The following is a 12143-nucleotide window of genomic DNA, read 5'->3' on the forward strand; positions in this document are numbered from 1 at the left end:
CAGCCCTAGACTGGCGTCACCGAATCGACAACGAAAGGGGTATGACGTGGCGAGTCTCTGGCTGTTTTTCCTGGCATTGGCCGTGGTGTTTCTGTTGCCCGGGCCGGACATGATCCTGTTGCTGCAAACCGGCGGCCGTCAGGGTCGGGGGGCAGCGCTGGCTACTGCAGTGGGCTTGGCGATTGCCCGTGGTTGTCACGTGGCATTGGCAGCGTTGGGGCTGGCGGCGTTGTTCAAGGCTGCACCGTGGACGTTCGACGTAGTGCGGCTGGCCGGGGCGGCGTACCTGCTGTGGATCGGCATTCAATGCTTGCGCAGCACGCTGCTGCCGAACCTGAATGCCGGCGACATTGCAGACACGCGCGGGCAGTGGCGCGAAGCGATCCGTCGCGGCGTGTTGACCAATCTGCTCAACCCCAAGGCGCTGCTGTTCTGTTCCGTGCTGTTGCCGCAATTCATCGTCGCCGACGGCGCACCGGTACTCAGCCAATTCACCGTGCTCGGTATCTTGCTGGTCGGCGTCGGCCTGCTGTTCGACAGCGCCTACGCCCTGACTGGCGCCGCGCTGGGCCGTTGGCTGCAACACAGTCCAACGGCGCAACGGGTTCAGCAGTGGCTGTTCGGCAGCCTGTTGATCGGCTTTGCGGTGCGCCTGACTTTCGTCCAGCAGGCTTAGCCTTTGCGGGCCTTGCGACGACGACCGAACATAAGCAACGCAGCAGCGCCGATCAGCACCACGGCACTGATCACCGGCCATTTGTACGGCCGCAGCGCAGTGCGCACGGCATCGGTCACTTGGGTGACGTAACGCTTGTCGGCGTTGGCAAAGTCCGGTTCCTCGCACTGCCGGCCAAAATTCTCCGCCCACTGCACGTAAGGCCCTTCCTTGACGTAACGCTGATACAGCGCTTGCTGATCTTCCACGCTGGTGTTGAACCCGGCGGCCCTGCACAACACGGCGGCAAACGCCTGGCTGGTGTGCGGCAGGTTGTCGGCCGCACGATTGGCCAACTCCGACGCGACGAAACGGTAGTGGAAACGATGCTTGGTCAGCGCTTCGCTGGCCTTCTGCCGTTGTACTTCGTCTTCGCTGACCAGCGGCCCGGCTTGCAACGCCGGGATCCCGAGCGAGTAGAAACCGCCAAACGACACATAGTCCGGCGCCATCTCATAGCCCAGAATCGAGAAGCCGTCTTCACGCGCGGCCACGGCAGCGTTGAACAACGCCGTGGCGCGTTTCGTCGGCCACCAGGCGTTGTCTGCCGCCAGGCGTTGTTCGCCGTAGTACCTCGCCTCGTCTTTTAGCGTGCTGCTGTCGAAATAGTCGATTGCCTCGTTGTAATGCCCTTCCCGCAACAAACGCCGGGCGAGCAGGTAGCGCAGGTTTTCGGCTGTGTGCAGTTGCTCGGCGTCCGCTTGCCCATCGTCAATCGGCTCTGCCGGGGCCGGGACGTTTTCATCGACATACTGCTTGAGCTCTGCGACCGTCAGCACGCGCTCGGCCACCGTCGCCGCATCGAACCAGTAGATGCTGTTGCTGCGATACAACTGCACGAAGGCTTGCAGGTATTCGCCCCGCTGCAAGGCCAGAATCGCGCTTTCGCCCTCGACCCGGCATTTCGGCTGGACGGTTTCAAAGGCCCAGTCCGCCGTGCGCTGATAGCCCCAGCTTTCGTTCTGCGGGAACGCTTGTGCGGCTTTGGCGTATGCCGCGGCGGCGGCATTTTTATCGCCATCGCGCACCGCCAGCTTCGCCCGCAACCACCAGGCCAGTCCGCCGTCGCCGGCGTTTTCCAGGAAGGCCTTGGCACTGGCGTAATCGCCCTGTTGATAATTCATTGCCGCCAGCCGATCGGCGTTTTCGAGGGTGCCGCGGGTGCTGTTCTGCAGCAGCGTGATGAGTTTTTTCTCGTTCGGTGGCTGCTCGCCGTACGACCAGTCGAGACGACTGACCAACGACGCAGTCACCAACTGCTGCACCGCTTTGCGTTGCAGCAATTTCGCCAGATCGGCCTCGGGCAACTCGGCCAGCTCGTTCACCAATTGTTTCAACGAGGTGTAACCCACGGCCGAGCCATGCAGGTTTTGCGCTTCATACAGTTCGATGGCGCCGCTCCAGTCGCCGGCGGTACGCAAGACCCGCGCCTCCTCACCCAGACTGGCAACGCCCAATTCCAGCGGATCACTGAAGCCGTCGATGCTCATCTGACGGGTCTGGCGGAACGCTTCGCGCGATTGCTCCAGCGCAGTGATGGCGTCGTCCACCTCGCTGCTCATAGCCAGCCACGTACGACCCAGGGAATAGGCCGCCCAAGTGCTGCGCAACGGACGCTGATCGGCGGGCAGTGCCAGCAGCTTGTCGAAATACTCGACTGCCAGTTGATGATCGCCCGTCGCAAACGCTACCGCGCCCGCCACGTATAGACGGATTTCCGTCGGCAGGCTGGCGCCCTGCTCTTCGGCTTGACGGGCATCGGTCAGGCCACGCAGCTGTATGACCAGCGCTGCCTGCTCGCTGTTCAGGCCAAGTTGCTCGGCTTGTTCGCGGGCCTTGGCCGGTGCCTCTTCATCACCGTACATATCATCGGGATTGTGCGTGGCAGCGGTGACGTTCTTCAGCCCTGCGATGGTCATGCCGAGACGACTGATTTCGAATTTGAAGTTGCCCGCCGGCAGATCGGCCAGGGTCTGCCCGCGATCATCGAGCAGACGGTTGGGGAAATCCGGCCCGCAGGCCACAGCCGAACCCAGCGGCAGGCTGAGGCTCAGGCAGAGCAGATGGCGGGGCCAGTTACGGGTCAACATGCGAACCTCCTTGATCAATTTGTGCACAACGCGCCCAACCGATGGCGCGCTGCCCGTCCGCCGGCAAGCGGCCGTCGCGAAGGCGGGTGAAGGTAAGCAGATCCGGGCTTTGTTGCAACGAATAACCGGCGAGCGCATCCGACCCTTCACAGCCCCGGGCCTTGACCATGATCCGCGCGGGCCAGGCGCTGTCGAGATTACCCGGGTTGTTCAACGTGATGTCGTAGAGGCCATTCTGTTCGCTGAAGGTCAGGCCGAGCTGGCTGTGCAACCCATCGCCTCGTGCCACGGCGCGCAACGTGGTCAGACTCCAGGCGCGCCTGTCGTTGGCCAGCGGCAGTCGAAACCAGATCAACCCGGCCAGATGTGCAGGCGGATCCTCACGCAATGTCTGGCCGAGTCGGCTCAGTTGCAATGGATCGGCGAGCAATTCGCGGCGCTGACCGCCCCGCTCAAGCGGCACTTCACTTTCCACCAGCGGAGCACCGTCGCCATCCGCCAGCAGCGCCACGCCATAGGCCGGTAGCGCCAGATAGAACGGTTTGGTGGTGACTTTCCCCCAAGCGTCCGCCCACCGCCTTGCCTGCTCGGGATCGAATAGACCACGGCGCGGGTCGCTGACGGCATGCACTTGCAGCACGCTGCTATCGACCGTGGCCAGCAAGGTCGGCAGTTGCGCACTGTCGAGCCACGCTGGCAACGCGGTGATGCTCAGCGGCAATGACGCCGGCAACGCCGAACGCAAATGGTTGAGGAATTTTGCATAGTCCGGCAACCGGGCGTTGCCGGCATCGTGGTCGATTTCCACGCCCTGCACGGTGAGGCCCTGCACCTGCCAGTCCTGGATGATCTGAAGAATTTGCGCCGTGACCTGCTGCTGATCCAGCGCCTTGAGTTGGCCATCGAGACGAATCACCGCGATCAGCGGACGGCCATCGATTTTCAACAACGCTGCATCGATACGCGCCCGGCTCCAGCCTGCCCCCGGAAAAGCCTGCAACGCCAACACGCGCAAGGTGGAGAATTCATTTCGGCTATCGCGCAACGCCGCCGCATGGGCGGGCGTCCACTGGCGTTGCCAGACGTAGAGTTGCTGATCGAGTGGCGGTGTGTCCCGTTGTTCACACCCCGCCAGCCACAAAGCCGTGATCAGAACCACATAACCAAACCGCATGAAATCGCCAATCCCTGCCGAAGAAAACATGCAGGGTACACAAAACCACCGGAAGCAGGCTCCCGGCGATAAAGCTTCAGGGCTTTCGGGCAATGATGATCTGGCATCTCGGCACCACCGCATCCAGTGCCTGTTTGATCTGCAACCCGCGCGGCGTTTCCAGCAGTGCCTGCCAGGTGGCGGCCCAATGGTTGAGCAACGGGTGATCGGGATTACTCAGGTCAACCTTCGCTTCCCAGAACAACAGCATCCACATGGCCCAATAGAAACCGTGCTGGCTGTGGCTGATGACTTCCAGGCCCGCGTCACTGACCATTTCCTTGAACTGCTCTTCGCCGATGATCCGTACGTGGTTGGGCTTCTCGAAATACACCGGCGCGGCGATGCCTTTTTGCAGGTGTTCGGAGCTGGGGTGCGGCACGCTCAGCAGATACAGCGCGCCCGGGCGGCCGATACGCACCAGTTCGGCGAGGAACTGCGCCGGATCGTCGACGTGTTCGATGACTTCAGTGGACACCACGCGGGTCGCGGTGCCATCGGCGATCGGCAAGGGATTGCAGTCAGTGACATGGCATTCGATGTCGCGCGCCGGGGTATCGCTCAGACGCTGGCGGGTGGCTTCGACCTTGGCGCCGTCGATGTCGGCAATGATGATCTTCGCCCCGCGCATGCCACAGAAATGCACGTTGCCGCCATCACCGCAGCCGACGTCGAGCAGCGTGTCTTCGGCGCCCACAGGAAAGCCTGTGAACAGCTCCCCGGTCTTCTGGTTGAACCAGCCGCTGAGCTCCGAATCGTAGAGGCCGAGCAGGAAGGGATCGACCCTGGCCGCTTCCGGGCTGGCGGGGGGTGCAACGGCGGGAGCAGGCGCCGCCACTGTGCGTTTCTTCAAAAAGCTCAGCATGAGGTGGCTCCAGAGGATGGGACAGCGGATCGGGACGTACCGAGGCGCGCCACCAGGGCGGCGCCGCGTTTGCGCATGGGCATTTCGACGAAGCGGTAATTGAGTTCGCTGAGCAACGCGATCAGGCCCAGGGCAATCAGCGAAGTCAGAATCGGATGCCCGGCGGGGCTCGGCAGCCCGGCTGCCTGCAAGCGAAAGATCAATTCACGCACCAGTAGATAGGCCGGAACATGGATCAGGTAGATGCCATAGGAACGGCTGCCGATCCAGGCCATCAGCTGCTGCAACCGGCCGGCCGGGAGCAAGTAATCGCGGTTGTACGAGGCGATCCACACCAGCAGCGCGCTGAGCACGGTGAGCGAACCGATGCGATAGCTGGCAAACGTAAATCGGTCGGTGGCCATGAAACACAGGAGCAATCCGATCACCAGCAACACCGTTGTGCCGACCCCGGGCAAGCGCAGAAAAGTCGGTTCCCAGCGTCGGTAGGAAGGTTGCGCACTCCACATTGCCAGCAGCACACCCACCGCCAGCGCATCGGTGCGCACGAACATCAGAAACGGCGTGCGCACCGTGAGAATCTGCACCGCGACCAGCACCAGCAACGCCCAGACCAGGTGTTTGCGCAACAGCAGAATCAGCAGCGGGAACAGCAGGTAGAACTGCTCCTCCAGCGACAGGCTCCAGTACACAAAGCTGCTGCCGTATTCGTAGTGGAAGAAGCTGTCGGCCAGGCGGAAGTTGGCGTACTGCAGCACACCTGCCAGCGTCGCCTGCAGGTTAGCGGACAGCGAACCGAACGCCCCCGAGCGATTGAGAAAGACACACGCCAGCAGCATCAGCGCCAGCCACAGCCAAGCCGCAGGCAACAACCGGAAGGCGCGACGCAGCCAGAAATTGCGGGTCTGCTGCCAGTACTCCTGACGACTGCTGCAACTGCGCAGCGCCGGGATCAGACTGCGAGCGATGACAAACCCGGAAATCGCGAAGAACAGATCGACGCCCCACCACGATTGCGCCCACAGCTGAATCTTCACCAGCAGCGGCACGGTATCGGTAAACAGGCTCCCCTGCACGTGATGGAACAGCACGCCCAGCACGGCGATAGCGCGCAAGACTTCGATGTCCATGATTCGCTTGTCGCTCATGGTGCTCCTCCGCCATCCAGTGGCTTGCGCGCGATGATCACCTGACTCTTGGGCATGAACCGGTCCAGCGTCTGTTTGACCAGCAGCCCGTCAGGCTGATCGAGCAGGCTCTGCCAGGCCCTGGCCCAGTGCTCCATCATCGGCGTGAACGGCTCATGGATGCGGTCACGCACGGCCCCCGAGAGTTCACGACCGGCAGCCCGTTCGCCGGCCCAGAAGAAGATCATGCCCATCACCCAGAAAAAGCCGCTGGCCTGACGATGCTCGATCACCAGGCCAGCGTCCTCTACCAGTGCGGCGAAACGCTCCGGGGTAAAAATCTGCACATGGTTGGGCGACTGGTAGTAACTGGCCGGAGCGATGCCTTTTTGCAGATGCTCGCCGACCGGCGCCGGCACGCTGAGCAGGTACTGCGCGCCAGGACGGCCCATGCGCACCAGTTCGGCCATGAATGCTTCGGGCTGGTCGACGTGCTCAAGCACTTCCATGCACACCACTTTGCTCGCGCAACCATCGGCCAGGGGCAATGGCAGGCTGTTACTGACCAGCCCCAGATTCAACTGACGGCTTTGCGCGTCGACTTGCCGCGCCAGTTCGCGCACCTTGTCGTGTTCACTGTCGGTGAAGATCACTGATGCGCCCTGGCGCACGGCAAACAGTGTCGCTACGCCGTCACCGCAACCGACGTCGAGCAACGTATCGTCAGCGTTGATGGCAAAGCCTTTGAGCAACTCGCCGCTGTCACCTAGAAACCAGCCGTCGAGAACCGCGTCACGCAATCCGACATACAACGGCGACGCCGTATCGGGCGCGGCAGGCGCCGACTCTTCGACGGGGAGCGCTGCTGGCGCCGGGCGAAATCGAGCGAGCAGGCGCCGGATCATGCGACGGCGACTGGCGCAGATGAGGAGCCCGCCGCTTGCAGCAACGGCTTGAGAAACGCCTGCAAACGCTGCTCGGCGCCGGCCTGACTGCAGAAGCGCTCAAGGCTGCGCACCGCTTCGGCCGACATCGCGGCATAACGCTGTTCATCAGTCTTCGCCACGTCGTAGCTGGCTCGATACGCCGCACACAGCGAGTCCCAATTGGTCATGTAGCGCATCGTGCGATAGGCCGCTCGCGGATCGTGTGGCCAAGCCGTCAGCTCTTCGGTGAAGTCGACGATGAATGCGTTGTCGCCGCTCACGTAGTCAGCCATCGCGGTGTTCAACGGCGCAATCGCCGGTTTGCCGCAGGACATGAACTCCATCAGCGGCAGGCACTGGCCTTCGCCGAAGGAACTGTTGACCACGTAGCTGGTGGCCTGCACCAGGCGCTCGTAATCGACATCCGCCAGATAGCCGTGGATCAGCACGATCCGGCATCGGTAAGACTGGTTCTTGTAGAGGTGGTGCAACATGTCGGTCAGCGCATCGGCGATGTCATGGTGCGTGAGTTTCAGCACCAGAGTCGCATCGGTGGTATCGCGGAACGTGGTGCAAAACGCGCTGAGCATGTCCTGCCAGTTCTTGCGCCCATCGTAGGGGTTGAACACCGAGGAATAGACCACGCCGTCAAGCTGCAGCGAGCAATCCTGCGCCGGCCCGGCGAAGGACATCGGCGTGCCTTCGCACCGCCCGGGTGGCCCATAGGGGCGTAAATCCACAGTGCGACTGTCGATCAGCAACCCGCGCAGATTCAGGGTGACCGGTTCGACCACCGGGCGTCGATCCAGATGTTCACCGCGCGCGGCGAAACGATCCCACACCGGGGCGGGGATCGCGCAGATCGGATAATCAGCGCCCATCGCATCGCGCACGGTGTCGACCGTGAAGCTCGAATGAGTGATCGCCCGGCCGCACGCCTCCAGCACCACACGCCAATCATGGCGAGGTTCGCCCTGCCAGCTTTCGGTGGGAATGCTGCTGAACTCCCAGGCAAATACCGGGATGGTCGGGCAGGCGTAATGAATCGGTGTGCGATGCGGCGGCGAGAAGGACAGAAAGACGCAATCTTCGCCACGGCTCAGGCAATCGAAATACAGGCGATCAACCAGTTCGTCCGGATTGCTGACTTCGATCACCTGGCCGATTCGCTCCAGCACCGGGCGGAATTCCTTGAGGACGAAGTAGTAGCTGTACTCGGGGCGGCCGAGGTTCTGCTGTATGTTGCTCTTGTTGGTTTCCGAATGAATGATGATCAGCATGCGGCAGTCCCCGCCTCGGCCATCAGCGGTGTGATTTCGCTGTCCGCCTTCAGGTCGAAAAACGCCATTACGCGCTGCTGCACCGGGGTAAACCCGCAGTAATCGCGCATGCGTTGATTGGCGGCAGCGGCCATGGCCAGATAAGCCTGCGGGTGGTTTTTGGCCATGGCATAGCTGTCCTCATAAGCGGCTTTCAATGAACTCCAGTCCGGACGGTGGCGCACGGTGCGGTAGAGGATCCGCACGTCTTCCGGCCAGATCGTCGGCTCGTGACTGGACTTGACGATGAACCCGACCTGCTCGTCGATGTAGTCGCGCATCGCCGTGTGGTTCGGGGCAATCACCGGTTTGCCGCACGACATGAACTCCATCAGCGGCAGACACAAACCTTCGCAGCGGGACGCGTTGACGTAGAAACTCGCGGCACCGTACAACCGGGCAAACTCCTCATCCTGCAAATAGCCGTGCATGACCACGACCCGGCAGGCGAACGGCGACAGTTGCGAAAGCAAGGTAATCAAGTGGACGTAGTAGCTCGTCAGGTCGTTCTGGGTGATTTTCAGCACCAGCGTGGCGTCTTCGTTGTCACGCATGGCCCAGCAGAAGGCCGTGATCAGGTGATGCCAGTTCTTGCGACCGTCCTCGGGATTGAACACGCTCACGTAGACCACGCCACTGACGTCGATGGCCACTTGCTCGCTGGTGTCGGGCAGTACCGCTTGCGGATGCCCTGCGGGGTCCAGCGCTTCGCTGACCGTGGTGGCCACCGGCAGTGGCTGCGGTGCTGGCGTACGCAATCTCGCCAACTGCTGGCGGAGGCCATCCGGCACCAGATCGCAAACGGCTTCGCGATACCACAACAGCAGATTGTGCTTGAGCAAAAACAGCGGCGGATGTTCGCGAGGGCCGACCAGCGCCCGGCAGGTTTCGCGCAGGTAATGCTTGGTGATGAATGCACGCCGACGCCAGGTCAGGGGCGGCGCGGCCTCGGGCTCCGGCTCTGGCTCGGCCAGGCCGCGAAGTTGCAGTTCCTGCTCATTGTGTATCGGCGCGATCAAGCCATCGGCGGACAGGCCCATCGCGCGACTGTCGATGATGCAACCCTTGATCTGCAAAGTCGTGCCCGGGTTTACCGGGACGCCTGGGTAGTCTTGTCGCACCTGCGCAAAGCCCTCCCACAACGGCGTGGGCAGCACGAGTACGGGGAAATCCTCACCCAGAGTTTTGCGGATCGCCTGCGCCGTATGCGTGGACAGGGTAATTACCCGGCCATGGCGTGCCAAGGTCTGGCTCCAGTCCTGGCGGGGATCGTCGTCACAGCTCTCGGACGGGATCGAGTCATATTCCCAGGCAATCACGCAGACCATCGGGCATTGCAGATCGGTCGGGGCTTTATGCGGTGGCGAAAACGAAAGGAACAGACATTCCTCACCGGCCTGACTCAGCTGTTGATACAGCGGATCGACATCAGCGACGGACGCCACCACATGCACGCGACCAAGGCTTTCCAGCACCGGGCGATACGCCTTGAGCACGAAGTAGTAACTGTATTCAGGACGACCGAGACTCTGGCTGATGGAACGGTCATTGACGTCCGAGTAAAGAATGAAATTCATGGCATCCCACGATGAAGCGGCCATTCCGGCAGCCTCATGCTATGACGGCCCGGCATCGGATCAAGCCGGTATCACCGGTGCTTGTCCTTACTCTTGAGGCCCGTCTTCGTTCTTGTTTTAGTGGTCGGTTTCACCCTGTTGCGCTACGTCCACGGCGAACCCCGGGCATGGCGACGAGGGGCATTCTAAACACATCCGTCGAGCATTCGTGAACCGCGCGGCGAGAAAAAACCTGACTACGCTAATGAGAACTGACCGGTCACGGTTTGCCCTGTTGAAATTGCCGAGCAATTGGAACAGATTGGTAACAAACAACTACAACATTTGACTTCGCCCGTCCCGCAGACGCCTTTTCTTTCGATCTGTCGGATATTTCCTTAAGGCCTGTGGGAAAGTGGCGCAAGTTCAAGACCAAGGGGTCGCTGTTTGAAAAAGCGTCTGTTCGTCACGGGTCTAAGCGGATTCGTGGGACACCACATCCAGTCACGTCTGGCAGTACCTGATTCGTCTTGGGAGCTGCTGTCTGTCGCTTCGCCCTATGACCTCACGAATGCCGACAGCCTCGTCGATCTCTGGCCGCAATTGCCCGACGCTGTCATTCACCTGGCCGGGCAGACCTTCGTCCCCGAAGCATTCCGTGACCCGGCGCGCACCCTCGACATCAATCTGTTCGGCACTCTCAATCTGTTGCAGGCTCTCAAGGCGCGCGGTTTTGCCGGCACGTTCCTGTATGTCAGCTCCGGCGACGTTTACGGCCAAGTGGCTGAAAACGATCTGCCGATTACCGAGCAACAACCGCCCTGCCCGCGCAACCCTTATGCGGTGAGCAAACTCTCGGCGGAATTTCTCAGCCTGCAATGGGGCCTGAGCGAGCAGTGGCCAGTGCTGGTGGCGCGCCCGTTCAATCATATCGGCACCGGGCAGAAAGACAGCTTTGTCATCGCCAGCGCCGCCCGCCAGATCATTCGTATCAAGCAGGGTCTGCAAACGCCGCAACTGGAAGTCGGCGACATCAATGTGACGCGGGACTTCCTTGATGTCGGCGATGTGGTATCGGCCTACTTTGCGCTGCTCGAGAAAGGTCAACCGGGGCAGGTCTACAACATCTGCTCGGGGCGCGAGCAAAGCATCCGCAGCCTCATTGAACAGTTGGCGGACCTCGCCGAAGTCGAGATGCAACTGGTTCAGGACCCGGCGCGCATGCGGCGCGCCGATCAGCGCCGCGTGTGCGGCAGCCACGCAAAACTGGCCAACACCACCGGATGGGCGCCAGACATCACTACACAACAATCCCTGCGGGCGATCCTGTCCGACTGGGAGACGCGAGTACGACAAGAATGACTAAAAGTGCATTGATCACAGGGATCACCGGCCAGGACGGCGCCTATCTGGCCAGACTGCTGCTCGACAAGGGCTACAAGGTTTATGGCTTTGTGGCTCGGCGCAGCAGCGATTCGCGCTGGCGTCTGCGCGAAATGGGCGTAGAGGCCGACATCGTCTATCTGGACGGTGACATGGCGGATGCCTGCTCGGTACAACGCGCTGTCATTCAATCGGCTCCGGACGAAATCTATAACCTGGCGGCGCAGAGTTTCGTCGCAGCTTCGTGGAACCAGCCGGTGACCACCGGCATCGTCGATGGCCTGGGCGTTACGCACTTGCTCGAAGCGATCCGCCAGTTCAGCCCGCATACTCGCTTCTATCAGGCGTCGACCAGCGAAATGTTCGGCCTGATCCAGGCTGAGCAGCAGGACGAAAACACGCCGTTCTACCCGCGCAGTCCGTACGGTGTGGCCAAGCTGTACGGCCACTGGATCACCGTCAACTACCGTGAAAGTTTCAACCTGCATGCCAGCAGCGGCATCCTTTTCAACCACGAATCGCCACTGCGCGGCATCGAGTTCGTCACCCGCAAAGTCACCGACGCCGCCGCCCGCATCAAGCAGGGCAAGCAGCAGGAACTGGCGTTGGGCAACATCGACGCCAAGCGCGACTGGGGTTTCGCCGGTGATTACGTCGAGGCCATGTGGCTGATGCTGCAACAGGACAAACCTGATGATTTCGTGGTCGCCACCGGCGTCACCACGACGGTGCGCGAAATGTGCCGTATCGCCTTCGATCACGTCGGCCTCAACTACCGCGATTACGTGAAAATCGACCCGGCCTTCTTCCGCCCGGCCGAAGTCGAAGTGCTGCTCGGCAACCCGGCCAAGGCTCAGCGCGTGCTGGGCTGGAAGCCGAAGACTGACCTGGACACCTTGATCCGCATGATGATGGATGCGGACATGAAACGCGTCGCCAAGGAGTAGGC

At 61.6% G+C, this 12143-nt stretch carries 10 protein-coding genes; 3 read left to right on the top strand and 7 right to left on the bottom strand.

The annotated features are described in order from the left end of the window. Positions 1–46: 46 nt before the first annotated feature. Positions 47–676, top strand: coding sequence for a LysE family translocator (locus ACIOWE_RS14900; RefSeq protein ID WP_401392597.1), 630 nt, complete (start codon positions 47–49; stop codon positions 674–676). Here ACIOWE_RS14900 and ACIOWE_RS14905 read toward each other — a convergent pair. From ACIOWE_RS14905 to ACIOWE_RS14935, 7 genes are all read right to left on the bottom strand, one after another. Beyond that, a complete protein-coding gene (locus tag ACIOWE_RS14905) occupies positions 673–2805 on the bottom strand; it encodes a hypothetical protein (protein ID WP_401392600.1) in 2133 nt (710 codons plus the stop codon). The two genes, ACIOWE_RS14900 and ACIOWE_RS14905, sit on opposite strands and share 4 nt — an antisense overlap. Continuing rightward, positions 2792–3979 (bottom strand): DUF3142 domain-containing protein, encoded by a 1188-nt coding sequence (locus tag ACIOWE_RS14910; RefSeq protein WP_401392603.1) that lies wholly within the window; start codon positions 3977–3979, stop codon positions 2792–2794. The genes ACIOWE_RS14905 and ACIOWE_RS14910 overlap by 14 nt, the downstream gene beginning before the upstream one ends. Before the next feature lie 76 nt (positions 3980–4055). Beyond that, entirely contained in the window at positions 4056–4883 is an 828-nt protein-coding gene (locus tag ACIOWE_RS14915) for a class I SAM-dependent methyltransferase (protein ID WP_401392610.1), read from the bottom strand. Next, entirely contained in the window at positions 4877–6031 is a 1155-nt protein-coding gene (locus ACIOWE_RS14920; RefSeq protein ID WP_401392613.1) for an acyltransferase family protein, read from the bottom strand. The genes ACIOWE_RS14915 and ACIOWE_RS14920 overlap by 7 nt, the downstream gene beginning before the upstream one ends. Next, positions 6028–6915, bottom strand: coding sequence for a bifunctional 2-polyprenyl-6-hydroxyphenol methylase/3-demethylubiquinol 3-O-methyltransferase UbiG (locus ACIOWE_RS14925; protein ID WP_201236206.1), 888 nt, complete (start codon positions 6913–6915; stop codon positions 6028–6030). The genes ACIOWE_RS14920 and ACIOWE_RS14925 overlap by 4 nt, the downstream gene beginning before the upstream one ends. Then, positions 6912–8216 carry a glycosyltransferase gene (locus ACIOWE_RS14930; protein WP_401392617.1) on the bottom strand — a complete coding sequence of 435 codons (1305 nt, stop codon included), beginning with the start codon at positions 8214–8216 and terminating at the stop codon, positions 6912–6914. The genes ACIOWE_RS14925 and ACIOWE_RS14930 overlap by 4 nt, the downstream gene beginning before the upstream one ends. After that, a complete protein-coding gene (locus tag ACIOWE_RS14935; protein ID WP_401392620.1) occupies positions 8210–9832 on the bottom strand; it encodes a glycosyltransferase in 1623 nt (540 codons plus the stop codon). Before ACIOWE_RS14935 ends, ACIOWE_RS14930 begins: the two co-directional genes overlap by 7 nt. Before the next feature lie 426 nt (positions 9833–10258). Here ACIOWE_RS14935 and ACIOWE_RS14940 point away from each other — a divergent pair, with 426 nt between their 5' ends. Both ACIOWE_RS14940 and gmd read left to right on the top strand, forming a co-directional pair. Beyond that, a complete protein-coding gene (locus ACIOWE_RS14940; RefSeq protein WP_401392622.1) occupies positions 10259–11173 on the top strand; it encodes a GDP-mannose 4,6-dehydratase in 915 nt (304 codons plus the stop codon). Continuing rightward, positions 11170–12141 carry a GDP-mannose 4,6-dehydratase gene (gmd, locus tag ACIOWE_RS14945; RefSeq protein WP_095188704.1) on the top strand — a complete coding sequence of 324 codons (972 nt, stop codon included), beginning with the start codon at positions 11170–11172 and terminating at the stop codon, positions 12139–12141. Before ACIOWE_RS14940 ends, gmd begins: the two co-directional genes overlap by 4 nt. The last annotated feature ends 2 nt before the right edge of the window (positions 12142–12143 follow it).

Source organism: Pseudomonas sp. NPDC087598 (assembly GCF_044743525.1).
Classification (GTDB): Bacteria; Pseudomonadota; Gammaproteobacteria; order Pseudomonadales; family Pseudomonadaceae; genus Aquipseudomonas.